12 protein-coding genes are annotated in these 13,919 nt (G+C 64.8%); 5 read left to right on the forward strand and 7 right to left on the reverse strand.

Annotation, left to right across the window (positions count from 1 at the left end; all coding sequences use genetic code 11):
- The first annotated feature begins 96 nt into the window (after positions 1-96).
- Together J7392_RS15705 and J7392_RS15710 are read left to right on the forward strand one after the other, a co-directional pair.
- The gene (locus J7392_RS15705; protein WP_209218418.1) at positions 97-2,007 is read left to right on the forward strand and encodes a PAS-domain containing protein; all 1,911 of its coding nucleotides are present in this window, start codon (positions 97-99) and stop codon (positions 2,005-2,007) included.
- On the forward strand, positions 2,004-2,720 hold the full coding sequence (locus J7392_RS15710) for a response regulator transcription factor (protein WP_209218419.1): 717 nt from the start codon (positions 2,004-2,006) through the stop codon (positions 2,718-2,720). Before J7392_RS15705 ends, J7392_RS15710 begins: the two co-directional genes overlap by 4 nt.
- 6 nt (positions 2,721-2,726) lie before the next feature.
- Here the strand turns inward: J7392_RS15710 and J7392_RS15715 are convergent, their stop codons facing one another.
- Both J7392_RS15715 and fdhF read right to left on the reverse strand, forming a co-directional pair.
- Positions 2,727-3,920, reverse strand: a complete 1,194-nt coding sequence (locus tag J7392_RS15715; RefSeq protein WP_209218420.1) for a Zn-dependent hydrolase — start codon at positions 3,918-3,920, stop codon at positions 2,727-2,729.
- A gap of 15 nt (positions 3,921-3,935) precedes the next feature.
- Complete coding sequence (fdhF, locus tag J7392_RS15720; RefSeq protein WP_209218421.1) at positions 3,936-6,701, reverse strand: formate dehydrogenase subunit alpha; 2,766 nt, start codon at positions 6,699-6,701, stop codon at positions 3,936-3,938.
- Positions 6,702-6,874: 173 nt separating this feature from the next.
- Between fdhF and J7392_RS15725 the strand changes: the two genes are divergently transcribed.
- Genes J7392_RS15725 through J7392_RS15735 form a run of 3 tightly spaced genes read left to right on the forward strand, consistent with a single transcriptional unit; the run spans position 6,875 to position 9,226 of the window.
- Positions 6,875-7,525, forward strand: coding sequence for a histidine phosphatase family protein (locus J7392_RS15725; protein WP_209218422.1), 651 nt, complete (start codon positions 6,875-6,877; stop codon positions 7,523-7,525).
- A gap of 25 nt (positions 7,526-7,550) precedes the next feature.
- A complete protein-coding gene (locus J7392_RS15730; RefSeq protein WP_209218423.1) occupies positions 7,551-8,174 on the forward strand; it encodes a glutathione S-transferase family protein in 624 nt (207 codons plus the stop codon).
- Positions 8,171-9,226, forward strand: coding sequence for a saccharopine dehydrogenase (locus J7392_RS15735; RefSeq protein ID WP_209218424.1), 1,056 nt, complete (start codon positions 8,171-8,173; stop codon positions 9,224-9,226). Before J7392_RS15730 ends, J7392_RS15735 begins: the two co-directional genes overlap by 4 nt.
- Positions 9,227-9,229: 3 nt before the next feature.
- Here the strand turns inward: J7392_RS15735 and J7392_RS15740 are convergent, their stop codons facing one another.
- Genes J7392_RS15740 through J7392_RS15760 form a run of 5 tightly spaced genes read right to left on the reverse strand, consistent with a single transcriptional unit; the run spans position 9,230 to position 13,857 of the window.
- Positions 9,230-9,961 carry an SDR family NAD(P)-dependent oxidoreductase gene (locus tag J7392_RS15740; RefSeq protein ID WP_209218425.1) on the reverse strand — a complete coding sequence of 244 codons (732 nt, stop codon included), beginning with the start codon at positions 9,959-9,961 and terminating at the stop codon, positions 9,230-9,232.
- A complete protein-coding gene (locus J7392_RS15745; protein ID WP_209218426.1) occupies positions 9,958-10,524 on the reverse strand; it encodes a DUF3833 family protein in 567 nt (188 codons plus the stop codon). Before J7392_RS15745 ends, J7392_RS15740 begins: the two co-directional genes overlap by 4 nt.
- A complete protein-coding gene (locus tag J7392_RS15750) occupies positions 10,521-11,756 on the reverse strand; it encodes an MFS transporter (protein WP_209218427.1) in 1,236 nt (411 codons plus the stop codon). Before J7392_RS15750 ends, J7392_RS15745 begins: the two co-directional genes overlap by 4 nt.
- Positions 11,753-12,541, reverse strand: a complete 789-nt coding sequence (locus tag J7392_RS15755; protein WP_209218428.1) for a DUF1365 domain-containing protein — start codon at positions 12,539-12,541, stop codon at positions 11,753-11,755. Before J7392_RS15755 ends, J7392_RS15750 begins: the two co-directional genes overlap by 4 nt.
- Positions 12,538-13,857 carry an FAD-dependent oxidoreductase gene (locus tag J7392_RS15760; RefSeq protein ID WP_209218429.1) on the reverse strand — a complete coding sequence of 440 codons (1,320 nt, stop codon included), beginning with the start codon at positions 13,855-13,857 and terminating at the stop codon, positions 12,538-12,540. Before J7392_RS15760 ends, J7392_RS15755 begins: the two co-directional genes overlap by 4 nt.
- Positions 13,858-13,919: the final 62 nt, after the last annotated feature.

Genomic DNA, 13,919 nt, shown 5'->3' on the forward strand with positions numbered 1-13,919 from the left:
TTCTCGGTGCCTCCAGCGCAAGAAGGTCAAGCGCGATTTACGCGCGGCTCTTTGCCTTTCGCCCGCGCGGTGCTAGCCCTATGCGAAAGGATGCCGATGCAGATCACCGACGACCAAACCAAAGCGCTGACCAATGCCGGTCTGAACCTGATCGCTCAGGCGCTGACCATCTATGACAGCGACCTTCGGCTCGCGGTCTGCAACGCCCCGTTTCAATCCATGTTCGACCTGCCCGACCGGCTGGTGACCCCCGGCGCGCCCTTCGAGGATACGATCCGCCATCTGGCTGGCACCGGCGAATATGGCGAGGTGGGGGATGTCGACGCTTTCGTCGCCGAACGGGTGGAACAGGCCCGCGCCTTCGTGCCGCATTACATGGAGCGGACCCGCTCGAACGGGCGCACCATCAGCGTCGAAGGCTCGCCCCTGCCGCAGGGCGGCTGGGTCACCGTCTATACCGATATCACCAACACCAAGCGGCAAGAGGCACTGTTGCGCGCACGTTCAGACGCGCTGAGCGATCAACTGCTGTCCCATGCCGAACAACTGGCCGCCACGAACCGCCAGTTGGAGGCGACGATTACCGCGCTGGAAGAGGCCAAGCGACAGGTCACCGAAAGCGAGGCCCGCACCCGGCTGACGACCGAGATGATGCCCGCCCATATCGCCCATGTCGACGCGAGCGGACATTACATCTACTCCAACCGCCGGCTCTCCAGCGTGATGCCGGGGCGGCCCAGCAACATCTACGGGCTGCATATCAGTGACGCGCTTGGGGCGGCGGCCTATGCGCGGATCAAGCCCGCGCTGACCCAAGCCTATGCGGGCAGCCCGGCGGTGATCGAATTCACCCATGACGAATCCGCCCGCCGCATTCGCGGTGCCTTTACCCCCGATGGGCGCGGCGGGGTCTATATCCTGTCGATGGACATCACCGAAGAGACCCAGACCCGCGTCGCCCTGCAACAGACGCTGAAACGCGAGTTGGCCTCGCGGATGATCTCTGGGCTGGCGCATGACTTCTCAAACCTTTTGACGATCATCCTCGGGATGCAATCGAAACTGGCCCGGCTGCCCGACATGCCGCCGCAAGCGGGCGAATTGGTTGAAGGCACCTTGGCCGCCGCGCGGCGGGGCGGCACGCTGCTCAGCTCCATCGCCGATGTGACCGAACCCCGCGCCCTGCGCCCCGTGGCCACCGACCCCGCCGCTTTGCTGAGTGAGCTTTCGACCCTCGCCGCCCCCACCCTGCCGCCGAAATGCGCGCTGGTGGTGCGCAATGACGTGCCCGAGGGCGCGGTGCTGCTCGACAAAGGCCGGGTGCAGGATGCGCTGTTGAACCTCATCCTCAATGCCCGCGACGCCTGCGGCGCGCGGGGCACCATCACGCTGACCCAACGGCTGGTGCATAACACATGGATCGAATGGGTGATCCACGACACCGGACCGGGCTTTGCGCCCTCGGCGCTGGAGCGTGGGGTCGAGCCGTTCTTTACCACCAAGGGCAGCGAGGGGTCAGGGCTGGGCCTGTCGATGGTCTATGACATGACCAAATCTTCAGGCGGGGATCTGCGGCTGAGCAATGCGCCCGAGGGCGGCGCGCAGATCAGCCTGCGCCTGCCCTACCGCGCCGCCGTGCCCGCCACCACCGGGCTGGTGCTGCTGGTCGAGGACACCACCGATATCCGCGCCGTGGTGCGCGACATGCTCATGGATCAGGGCCATTCGGTGATCGAGGCGACCAGTGCGGATGAGGCCACCGCCCTCATCGCCGATCTGCCCGACATCGCGCTGGTGCTGTCGGACATCCAGCTTTCGGGCGAGGGCACCGGGACCGACCTTGCCCGCCGCGTCGGCAGCAGCCTGCCCCTCTTGCTGATGACCTCCCTGCCCCCCGATCACCCGCTTTTCGTCGAGGCCCAGACCCTCGCGCCGGTGCTGCGCAAACCCTTTGAAAAAGACGATCTGCAAGCTTTGATCGCCCCATTGAAAGCCACCGCCCCATGAGCCGTGATACCGCCCCGCGCCCGCTGGTCACCATTCTGGATGACGAACCCGAGATCCGGCAGATGCTGTCGGACACGCTGGAGGAAGCGGGCTTCGACACGCTCAGCTTTGGCCGCGCGCGGGCCTTTGAGGCCGCATTGGCCAGCCATACGCCCGATGTCTGCCTTGTCGATCTGTCGCTGCCTGACACCGACGGGCTGACGCTGGTACATCGTCTGGCACTGGAGCAAGGTGCCATCGTGATCATCATCTCGGGCCGCGCGCAGGTGCAGGACCGGGTTACCGGGCTCGAGCTCGGCGCCGACGACTATATCATCAAACCCTTCGACCCGGCTGAGGTCGTGGCCCGCATCCGCGCCCGCCTGCGCAGCGCCAAGCCTACGCCACAGGCCGGCACCACGGCGCGGTTCAACGGCTGGACCGCGCATTTCGACCGCTATGTGCTACAGGATGCCACGGGCGCCGAGGTCACCTTCTCCCACGCCGAGGGCGAGGTGCTGCGGCTTTTCCTCGACGCCCCGAAACGGCTGATCAGCCGCGCGCAGATGCAAGAAAGCCTCGGCGGCGTCGCCTCTGAAAGTTTCGACCGGGCGATGGACGTGCGCATCTCGCGGCTGCGCACGAAGCTTGGCGAAGACCCGAAGAACCCGCAGTTGATCAAGACGATCTACGGCGCGGGTTATATCTTCCTCGGCGACGTGGACTGGGACTGAGCGCGTTTAGAGCGCCACCACCGCCCGCCCCAACACCTCGACTGCCGCGACCAAATCGGCCTCATCCGTGTCCTCTTCGAAGGCATGGCTGATCCCGCCTATCGACGGCGCGAACAGCATCGCCACGGGCATCAGCCGTGCCACATTGGTCGCGTCATGCAAGGCACCCGAGGGCATCTTGCGCCATTTGCCGGGGGCCACGGCTTCAGCCGCCTCCGCCAGCGCATCGCGCAGCCGCCCGTCCATGGCAACGGGCTCTAGCCCCAGCATCGGGCCAAAGGACAGATCCATCCCGCGGCCCTTGGCAACCTCTTCGGCGATTTCGCGAATGATCCTCTCCATCCGCCCCAAACGGTCGCTATCGCCGTCGCGCCATTGCATGGAGAACACGGCCTTGCCCGGCACGATGGACGAGGCATTGGGGTGCAGGCTGACATGGCCGATGGTCCAAACGGTGCTCGGCGTCACCACATTGCGCAGCCGGTCGTTCAGCAGACTGTTAAACTCCGACACCGCTTGAAACGCATCGCGCCGCACCGCCATCGGCGTGGTGCCCGCGTGGTTCTGCTGCCCCTCGAAGGTCACCTTCATGTCGCGGATGCCGACGATGTCGCTGACCACGCCGATCTGCTCACCGCTGTCATCCAGCGTCGGCCCCTGTTCGATGTGCAACTCGATATAGCCGGCGAATTGCGCGGGGTCGACGGGGCCGGTGACCATACCCGCCATCGCGCGGCGCGCCTCGGCCAAGCTGACCCCGGCGTCGTCGGTAAAGCCATCGGCCTCGGCCTGATCCAAAGCGCCGGACCAGACCGTCGAACCGGTGGTCACGCCAAAGCGCCCCTCTTCGTCCTGAAAGGACACGACCGACACCGCAGGCCCTCCGGCTTCACCCGCCGCCCGGGCGACTTCAAGCGCGGCGATCACGCCCAAGGCCCCATCAAGCCAGCCGCCTTCGGGCTGGCTGTCGGAATGCGACCCCAGCAGGATCGACGGCCCCTCGGCCAAGCCAAAGAGGTTGCCCATCGCGTCGACCTCGACCTTCAGCCCCGCGTCGCGCATCCGCCCGGCAAGCCACTCCCGCGCCTCCACATCGGCGGCGGAATAGGCCGGACGCACCACGCCCTTGCCCACACCCGCAGCGCCGATGGCGCGCAGATCATGCAGGTCTTTCAAGAAACGGGCGGCATCAATCTTCATTCTTCCAAACTTTCCTTACTTGGCGGCGACGGCCCCTTTCGCCGCCTCCACCCTGACGGCAGAGAACTTAAACTCCGGGATCTTGCCATAGGGGTCAACCGCTGGATTTGTCAGGATATTCGCCGCCGCTTCGACATAGGCGAAGGGCAGGAAGACCATGTCGGGAGATACCGCCCGATCCACGCGGGCCATAATCTCGATACTGCCGCGCTTGGTCGAAAGCCGCACATGCTCCCCCGGGGTCACACCAAGGCGGCGCAGGGTCGAGGGGTGGAGCGAGCAATTCGCCTCGGGCTCCAGCCCATCAAGCACCTTGGAGCGCCGGGTCATCGAGCCGGTGTGCCAATGTTCCAACTGCCGCCCGGTGGTCAGGATCATCGGATAGGCGTCATCCGGCGCGTCATCCGGGGCCACGATCGCGGCGGGGGTGAATTTGGCGCGGCCTTCGGGCCGGGGGAACCCGTCGCTAAAGACAATGGCCTGCCCGGGATCGGTTTCGCTGAGCGACGGGTAGGTCACCGCATTCTCCTGCGCCAGCCGGTCCCATGTGATATTGTCGAGCGAGGCCATGTTGCGCTTCATCTCGGCAAAGACCTCTGCCGGGCTTTCGTAGGACCAGCCCAGCCCCAGCCGCTTGGCCAGTTCCACCTCGATCCACCAATCCTCGCGCGCGTCTCCGGGCGGCGTCACCGCCGGGCGGCCCATCTGGACCTGCCGGTTGGTATTGGTCACCGTGCCGGACTTCTCGGCGAAGGCCGAGGCGGGGAGGATCACGTCGGCGTAATTCGCCGTCTCGGTCAGGAAAATGTCCTGCACCACGAGGTGGTCGAGCTTCGCGAGCGCCGCCCGCGCGTGATCGACATCCGGGTCCGACATCGCCGGGTTCTCGCCCAGCACATACATCGCCTTGATCTCGCCCTCGTGCACCGCGTCCATGATCTCGGTCACCGTCAGCCCCTTCTCGGCGCTGAAATCATCCGAGCCCCAAACCTCGGTGAAGGCCGAGCGCACGCCGTCGTCGTCCACGGGTTGGTAATCGGGCAGGAACATCGGGATGAGGCCCGCGTCCGAGGCCCCTTGCACATTGTTCTGCCCGCGCAGGGGGTGCAGCCCGGTGCCGGGGCGGCCGACATGGCCTGTCATCAGCGCGAGGCTGATCAGGCAGCGCGAATTGTCGGTGCCGTGGATATGCTGGCTGACCCCCATGCCCCAGAAAATCATCCCCGCTTTGGCCCCCGCGAAGGTCCGCGCCACGTCGCGCAGCACCTCGGCCTCGATGCCGCAGACGGCGGCCATGGCTTCGGGCGGGAAATCCTTCAGATGCGCCTTCTCGGCCTCCCAGTTCTCGGTATAGGCTTTGATGTATTGTTCGTCGTAAAGACCTTCCTCCACGATCACATGCATGATCGCGTTCAGCATCGCCACGTCGGTACCGGGGCGGAATTGCAGCATATGCGACGCAAACCGGCGCAGGCCCTGCCCGCGCGGGTCCATGACAATGAGCTTGCCGCCGCGCTTGGTGAACTGCTTGAAATAGGTCGCGGCGACGGGGTGGTTCTCCACCGGGTTGGCACCGATCACGATAGCCACATCGGCGTTCTCAATCTCGTTGAAGGTCGCGGTGACCGCGCCGCTCCCGACATTCTCCATCAGCGCCGCGACCGAGGAGGCATGGCACAGCCGCGTGCAGTGGTCGACGTTGTTGTGACCAAACCCCTGCCGGATCATCTTCTGGAACAGATAGGCTTCCTCATTGGTGCATTTGGCACTGCCGAAGCCCGCCACCTCGCGCCCGCGCCCTTCCAGACCCTTGGCGGCAAAGTCCAGCGCCTCGTCCCAGGTCGCCTCGCGGAACACCTCGTCCCAGTTGCCCGGATCGACGTTCAGCCCCTTGGCGGGCGCGTCGTCGCGGCGGATCAGCGGCGTGGTCAGGCGGTGCTCGTGGTGGATGTAGTCAAAGCCAAAGCGCCCCTTGACGCAGAGCCGTCCCTCGTTCGCTGGGCCGTTGATCCCCTCGACATATTTGACCTTGTTGTCCTTCACCTTCAGCGAGATCTGGCAGCCGACGCCGCAGAAGGGGCAGACGCTGGCGACTTCCTTGTCAAAGTCGGCAGAGTCACCGACCTGCGCCTCGTCGACCACGCTGGCGGGCATCAGCGCGCCGGTGGGGCAGGCCTGCACGCATTCGCCGCAGGCCACGCAGGTCGAGGCGCCCATGGGATCGTCGATATCGAAGACCGGATAGGCGTCATGGCCGCGTCCCGCCATGCCGATCACGTCATTGACCTGCACCTCGCGGCAGGCACGGACGCAGAGGTTGCACTGGATGCAGGCGTCGAGATTGACCCGCATCGCGACATGGCTGTCGTCCAAAAGCGGCACGCGGTCGCGCTCCAGCTTGGGAAAACGGCTTTCCTCTACGCCATTCAGCGCCGCCATCTCGCGCATGTGGCTCGACTTGTCATGCGCCACGTCCTGCGCAGGCTGGTCGGCCAGCAGCAACTCCATCACCATCTTGCGCGCTTTCTCGGCCCGGGCGTTGTTGGTGGTGACGACCATCCCCTCGGCAGGCTCGCGGATGCACGACGCCGCCAGCACGCGCTCGCCCTCGATCTCAACCATGCAGGCGCGGCAATTGCCATCGGGGCGGTAGCCGGGGGCGGGTTTGTGGCACAGATGCGGGATCTTCAGACCGCGCCCATTGGCCACTTCCCAGATGGTCATCCCGGCCTCGGCCTCGACGGTCTGCCCATCAAGCGTGAATGTGATCCTCTCGGCCATGGCTGCCCTCTCCCCTTGGCTATTGCCCAAACTATAGGCGAAATCCGGCGCTTGTCAGGGGCCAATCCCGACACCCCGTCACGGATAAACGCCGCGCCAGTGCATTGCGGCGCATTGCATTGTATGGCCCGACAAGCTGCCCTATCACTTGGGCGAACAGTGAAAGCCATTTGATGTCCCACATTACCCTGATCCGCCACGGCCAAGCCAATTCCACCGCCAAGGACGAGCTGAGCTATGATCAACTCAGCCCGCTTGGCCATGAGCAAGCCGCGTGGCTGGGCGACCATCTGCGCCAGAGCGAGACCTACCACACAAGGCTCTATACCGGCACGTTGACCCGCCATATCGAGACTGCCGAGGGGATGAACACCGGGCTGGAGCCGATCCGCGATGCGCGGTTGAACGAGTTGGAGTATTTCACCCTCGCCAATCTGATGGAGCAGCAGCACAAGGTGCCCTTCCCCCGCGAGGGCGAGTTCGTGCACCACCTGCCGCAGGTCTTTGACTATTGGAAAGCGGGCAAACTTGCCGATACGCCAGAAACCTATGAGAGTTTCGAGACGCGGGTGCAATCCGTCCTCGCCGAGATCGCCGAGGGCGAAGGCCCGGCGCTGGTGGTGACCTCGGGCGGGCTGATCTCTCTGGCGATGGCGCAGGCGATGGGCGTGGGGATTCCGGCGATGGCGCGGCTGGCGCTGGCGATCATGCATACCTCGATGCACCGGCTCTTTCCCATCGGCGGGCATTGGTCGCCGGTGCTGTTCAACGCCGTGCCGCATCTTGACCGGCCCGACCGCCGCCTTGCACAAACGCATATGTAACCCCTCGCCCGCGAAAGGCTGACCCATGCTGAAACTTCACTACGCCCCCGGCACGATCTCGGTCGCCGTTGCCATCGCCCTCGAAGAAGCGGGGCTGGCCTATGAGCCGGTGAAGGTCGATTTCGCCAGCGCCGAACAGACCGCAGCACCCTATCTGGCGCTGAACCCCAAGGGCCGGGTGCCGACCCTCGTGACCGAAGCGGGCAGCGCCCTGACCGAGACCGGCGCGCTTTTGGACTATGTCGCCGCCCGCGCGCCCGAGGCGGGGCTGGTCCCTGCCGACCCTGAACGCGCGGCGCATATGCGCGGGGTGATGTACTACCTCGCCTCGACCATGCATGTGGCCCACGCGCATAAAATGCGCGGCCACCGCTGGGCCGATCAGCAATCCAGCTTTGACGATATGAAAGCCAAGGTGCCACAGACCATGGCCGATAGCGCCGCCTATATCGAGAACCACGCCTTTAGGGGTGACTTCGTCGCGGGCGATGCCCTGTCGCTGGCCGATCCCTATCTCTTTGTCGTCTCGGGGTGGCTGGCCGGTGACGGGGTCGACCGCGCGGCCTACCCACGGCTTGATGCCTTCGCCGCCCGTATGGAAGACCGTGCCAGCGTCAAGGCCATGCGCGCGAAAGGAATGTTGGCATGACCCATCTATGGCTCCGCGCCGAGCAGCGCGACAATGAGACCCGCACCGGGCTGACGCCCGATGGGGCCGCCGCGCTGATCGCGTCCGGCATGAAGGTGAGCGTCGAAGACAGCGACAGCCGCGTGATCCCCACCGCCGCCTATGCGCAGGCGGGCTGTGAGATCGTTGCGGCCCATAGCTGGCCCGACGCCCCGCGCGATGCGGTGATCTTTGGCCTAAAGGAACTGCCCGAAGACGGCACGCCCCTGCCTCATGTCCACATCATGTTCGGCCATGCCTACAAGGGCCAATCCTCGGGCCGCAAACTGTTGCAGCGGTTCAAGGCGGGCGGCGGCACGCTGCTGGATTTGGAGTACCTGACCGATGACACTGGCCGCCGCGTTGCCGCCTTTGGCTATTGGGCGGGGTTCGCGGGGGCTGCCGTTTCTGTCAAATGCCGCATCGCGCAGCTGCGCGGGGAGACTTGCGGGCCCGTTGCGCCCTACGCTGACGCCGAAGCGCTGAAAGCCGCATTGACCGAAGAGCTTGCCCAAGTCGACGCAAGCGGCGACCGCGCGCTGGTCATCGGGGCCTTGGGCCGGGTGGGACGCGGGGCCAGCGATCTTTGCGCGGCACTTGGCATCCCCGTCACCGGTTGGGACATGGCAGAGACAGCCCACGGCGGACCCTTCCCCGAAATCCTCGACCACGCCTATTTCTTCAACTGCATCCTCGCAGGGCCAGACACCCCCGCCTTCGTCCGCCCCGATGCCCCGCAGGCCGAGCGCGCCCTGCGGGTGATCGGCGACATCGCCTGCGACCCCGACAGCGCTTTCAACCCGGTGCAGGTCTATGACCGCGCGACCACTTGGGCGGAGCCAGCGCTGCGCGTACATGACGCGCCGCCGCTGGATGTCATGGCCATCGACAACCTGCCGTCCATGCTGCCGCGCGAAAGCTCAGAAGATTTCGCGGGCCAGTTGCTGCCGACCCTGCAGGCGCTGCCAAAGACGGATCATGCCGTCTGGCAACGTGCGCGAGATCTGTTCGATCAGCATGTCGCCGAGGTCTGACCTTCAGGAAAAGAACCGGTAGTACAGCCAATCCGGCAGGAAGCGCCCCAAACGGAACAGCAGTGAGAAGCCGTAAGGGAAGTCCAGTTTGAAACTGTCCCTGTTCATATGCTCGAAGACACGGCGCGCGGCGTCATCGGGCTCCATCAAAAAGGGCATTTTGAAATCGTTCTTGTCGGTCAACTGGGTCTTGATAAAGCCCGGGTTGATCGCCTGCACCTGCACGCCCGTCTTGCGCAGATCGGCATGCATGCATTCCGCCAGCGACAGCGTCGCCGCCTTGGAGGCCGTATAGCCGATGGAGCCGGGCAGCCCGCGATAGGCGGTCAGGCTGGAAGTGATGACGATATGCCCGTGATCGCGGGCGACCATCTGCGGCACCACCTGCCCCAAGACGCGCATCAAGCCGGTGAAGTTCACATCGGCCATGGTCACCCCATGTTTCGCGTCCCACTCCTGCGCGCCAAAGGGCCAATAGGCCCCCGCCAGATAGACCAACCCGTCGATCGGCCCCACATCCTTCGCCGCCTGCGCCACGTCTTCGTCATCGGTCACATCCAAGACCCGCACCCGCGCCCGCCCCGGCAGCGCCTGCGCGAGTTCGGTCAGCTTGTCTTCGGACCGGGCCGAGAGGATCACCTCGGCCCCGGTGCGGCTTAGCTGATGCGCCAGCGCCGCGCCAAGTCCGTCGCTCGCGCCCACCAGCCAATAGGTCTTGCCTTGCCAGTCTTTCATCTTTCCTCCGCCGGTCGCAGGGTGGCGACCAATTCTGCTACTTTGATCCCGAACTTCCGAAACTGGCTGCGATTGACGATGGTGCCATCGGGGGTGAGATACATCCAATCGACGGTTTTCAGCACATGGCTGCCCAGTTCCTCGGGCAGTTGGATACGATAGCGCAACTGCAATGTCGGACCAGCCTGAACGCCCTGCCCCACCCCGATCACATCCGGCGCGGTGCTGGTGAAACGGCCATTCTCGCCCAGTGTCACGGTCCATTCGCGCTGCTGACGCGAGCCATCGTTATAGCGAAAACTCTCGGCCACGGTGGCGACATCGCCCTCCCAAGACACGTCGAACTTGGCCGTGAAACTGCTGGTGACCCGGCCAAGGGGGCCGAAAATCACGCCCTCGCAGATCATCTCATCGCGCAGATGCAAACGCAGGTCGAAGACGGGGAAGGAATCCACATAGTCGCTGGGCGATTGCCCGTGAAACTCCCCCAACCGGCGGCGCAGGAAGGTGAGCAATAGACCAAGGCCCAGCCCGACAGCGATAAAGATCAGCGGCTCTGTCACGATGTCTCCACGTCTTTTGCACCGGCGAGAAGAGCGATCGCCAGCAATTTCAGGGCGCAAGGTACACCGGCATAGAACCAGATCAACAGGGAGATAGATGTGTCGGAACTGGTCCCCGTTGCGGTCTGCAACCCTGCACCTTCTAGGGCGGGAAGTAGGGCCGCCGCCGCGAAAGCCAAGGTCAGTTTGGACACGAAAGACCAAAGGCCGAAGCCTTCGGCCGCCGAGGGGGAAATCTGCGCCATGCGGCTGGCGAACATGGCAGGCAATAGGGTCAGGTCAGCCCCCAAAACCGCGCCGGAGGCCAGACAGACCAAGGCGAACAGCACCACATCCCCCGGACCCAGAAAGAGCGCCCCGCCGAAAGCGGCGATGCCCAAGGCCATCGCCGCCAAGAGCACCCGGCGCGGGCCGTGGCGTTCGGCCAGCATCCCCCAAAGCGGTGCTGCCGCCGCCGCCGCGATGAAAAACAGCAGCAAGAGCGGCCCCTCCCATCCCGGTGCCTCAAGCGCCAGTTCGACGTAAAAGAGAAACAGGGTCGAGGTCACGGCCACCGGGGCGGCATTGACCAAAGCGATCAGCAACAGCCGCCGCGCCTGCCCGTCGCGCAACACGGTGCCGAAACCGCTCGCGCCTGGCAGCCCCGTCGCCCGCCACTCCTTGCGCATCGCGACCACGGCCCAAAGCGCCAGAACCACGAACCCCACCGCAAATCCGGCAAAAGGACGATCCAGCGCCAAGCCCAGCAGCAGGGGCGCGACAGAGGCGAGACAGACGCCCAAAAGCGCCCCGGTCTCGCGCCAGCGGGCAAGGGTCAGATGCCCGGCCCCCGGCAGGCTGTCGGCCTTGGCCACCCCTTGGGCATAAAAACAGATAGTCAGAAAGCTGAAGGCCGAGAAGACCAGCGTCAGCATCAGGGCGAACCACAGCACGGGCGCCATTGGCGCGGGCATCGCGAAAAGCCCCAGCATCGCCAGCGCCATCACTGCCCCCGCCACCGTCACCGCCAGCCCGCGTTTGTGGCGCAGCGCTTGGGCCAGCCATCCGAGCGCCGGGTCTTGCACCACGTCCAACAGCCGCAATCCAAAAAGCACAGAGCCAAGCGCCGTCAGCGAAACCCCGTATTCATCGACATAGAACTTCGGCGCGTGAATGTAGATTGGCAGCCCCGCCGCGGCGAGCGATGCGGCGAAAAGCGCATAGGCGGGCAGCCGGGCCGCGCGCGCCCTCATCGCCCGCCCGCGCCATGGGCCGCATCGCGGGAAACCTCGACCTGCGGTGCCTCGGGGCGGTTGCGGAACCCGGCCCCCTTGAGCCAGAGCTTCAGCGCCTGCCAGTGGATCAGCGCCAGCACCCGCCGCGCCCCAAAGGGGCGGCGCAACAGCGACCAGAGGATGCGGCCATTCGTCAGCGGCGCACGCGGCCCTGTCAAGGTGGCGATCAACCCGTTCTCCCCATCCGAGAAATCGATCCAGATGCCGATCCGCTCGGCGTTGATGTCAAAGCGGAAGACATAGCCGCCCGAGATGTCCTGAAAGGGCGAGACATGCATGAGTTTCGCGGCCCGCAAGCGATCCTCGGGCGCGATGGGGCGCAGGTCGGGGTGATGGCAAAGATAGGAATGCCGGTCGCCATAGGTATTCGTAACCTCGGCAATCACGGCGATCAGCGCCTCATCGGCCCGGCGGCAGAGCCAAAAGCTGACCGGGTTAAAGACATGGCCCAGCACCCGCGGCTGTGCCAACAGTTCGATCCGCGCGACCCCGGTGATGTCATGCGCCGCCAAAACCTCGCGCACCCAAGGGGCGCCGCGTCCCTGCCCCGGCACGCCGCCGTGGTCGCTGTCGTGCAGGCTGGTCACATTTGCACCATTGCGGGCGAAAAGCGCAGGCGTCCTTAGCGCCGTAACTTCGGCATCGCAGATCACATAGTCGACCGAATAACGGAAACGGTTCTCCACCGCGCCTTTGCGGCCATGAAAGGTCTGGCCCCGGATATGATCGACGCCCGCCGTCACTCCGCCGCCAAGGGTGCCGCCCGCGCGGCCTGCATCCGTTCGACCACATCCACCGCGCTAGCCAGCCCGTCTTCGTGAAAGCCATGCCGCATCCAAGCGCCGCAGAACCATGTATTCTGGCTGCCGTTAAAGGCGCGCACCTCGTCCTGCGCGCCCAAGGCGGCAAGGTCATAGACCGGATGGCGCAGGGTCACTTGGTCATAGATCAGCTCTTCGCGGATGCTACGTTTGGTGTTGAGCGTGACAAAATGCGGATCGTCCTGCGGGATCGGTTGCAGCGAGTTCATCCAATAGGTCAGGTCGATCCGGTCGGACTTCTGCTCACGATCCTCGGTATAGACCCACGACGCCCAAGTGGAGCGCCGCTTGGGCATGATATTGGCATCGGCATGCAGCACGATGTCATTGGGCTGGTAGCGGATGGCGCCGAGGGCGCGCTGCTCGGCCTCGGTCGGATCGGACAGCATCGCCAGCGTGTCGTCGGAATGGGTGGCAAAGATCACCTCGTCGAAGGTCTCCCACTCCCCGCCATAGGCGCGGACCTCGGCCCCCTGCGCCGTGCGGCGCACCGCCTGCACGGGGCACTCGGTGCGCAACTCGACACCGTTGGCGCGCAGAGCACTCTCCAACCGGTCAACATATTGGCGCGAGCCGCCTTTGACCGTGTACCACTGGTGCTGGCCGGAATAGTTCAGCAGCGCGTGGTTCTCGAAAAAATTGACCATGGCATGGGCGGGGAAATCCATGATCCTTTCGGTCGGCGTAGACCAGATCGCGCCCGACAGGGGCGACAGGTAGAAGTCGCGGAAATATGGCCCGGTGCCAAGCTGGTCGAGAAACTCCGCGATGGTCATCAACGGGTCGCGCGACACGGCCAGCGCGTTCTTGTTGAAATGCAGAATGTCCCTCAGCATCCGCAGGAAAGGCGGGCTGAACATATTGCGTTTCTGAGCGAACACCGCGTTGAAATTGGTCAGCGCATATTCCAGCCGCCCACCGTCAATCGACGCGCCAAAGCTCATGTTCGAGGGCACGACCGGCACGTCCAGCTCAGCAAAGAGCGCCGCGAGATGCGGGTAGTTGGCATAGTTGAACACGATGAACCCGGTATCGACCGGCTGATCGCCATTCTTTCCGGCAATCACCGTCCGCGCATGGCCGCCGATCTTGGCCCCCGCCTCATAGAGGGTGACGCGATCCGCAGATGCCAGCATATGCGCCGCCCCCATGCCGGAAATCCCGCCGCCAATCACGGCGACACGCCGCCCAAGCGGCTGTTGAGGGAGGGTACTGTCGTTCAGAGCTTCGAAAGGCATAGGCGTCCTGCTTTGGTCCGGAACTTTGGATATGGGGCACCCACGGGTAAAGGGGAGTTAAA

It is taken from the genome of Sulfitobacter sp. R18_1 (assembly GCF_017743915.1).
GTDB lineage: Bacteria > Pseudomonadota > Alphaproteobacteria > Rhodobacterales > Rhodobacteraceae > Sulfitobacter > Sulfitobacter faviae.

What these genes read in the sequence shown, in the direction of transcription:
- J7392_RS15710 (WP_209218419.1), top strand. Translation starts at nt 2,004, where the DNA reads ATGAGCCGTGATACCGCCCCGCGCCCGCTGGTCACCATTCTGGATGAC.
- J7392_RS15725 (WP_209218422.1), top strand. Translation starts at nt 6,875, where the DNA reads ATGTCCCACATTACCCTGATCCGCCACGGCCAAGCCAATTCCACCGCC.
- fdhF (WP_209218421.1), bottom strand. Translation starts at nt 6,701, where the DNA reads ATGGCCGAGAGGATCACATTCACGCTTGATGGGCAGACCGTCGAGGCC.
- J7392_RS15760 (WP_209218429.1), bottom strand. Translation starts at nt 13,857, where the DNA reads ATGCCTTTCGAAGCTCTGAACGACAGTACCCTCCCTCAACAGCCGCTT.
- J7392_RS15730 (WP_209218423.1), top strand. Translation starts at nt 7,551, where the DNA reads ATGCTGAAACTTCACTACGCCCCCGGCACGATCTCGGTCGCCGTTGCC.
- J7392_RS15740 (WP_209218425.1), bottom strand. Translation starts at nt 9,961, where the DNA reads ATGAAAGACTGGCAAGGCAAGACCTATTGGCTGGTGGGCGCGAGCGAC.
- J7392_RS15715 (WP_209218420.1), bottom strand. Translation starts at nt 3,920, where the DNA reads ATGAAGATTGATGCCGCCCGTTTCTTGAAAGACCTGCATGATCTGCGC.
- J7392_RS15705 (WP_209218418.1), top strand. Translation starts at nt 97, where the DNA reads ATGCAGATCACCGACGACCAAACCAAAGCGCTGACCAATGCCGGTCTG.
- J7392_RS15735 (WP_209218424.1), top strand. Translation starts at nt 8,171, where the DNA reads ATGACCCATCTATGGCTCCGCGCCGAGCAGCGCGACAATGAGACCCGC.
- J7392_RS15750 (WP_209218427.1), bottom strand. Translation starts at nt 11,756, where the DNA reads ATGAGGGCGCGCGCGGCCCGGCTGCCCGCCTATGCGCTTTTCGCCGCA.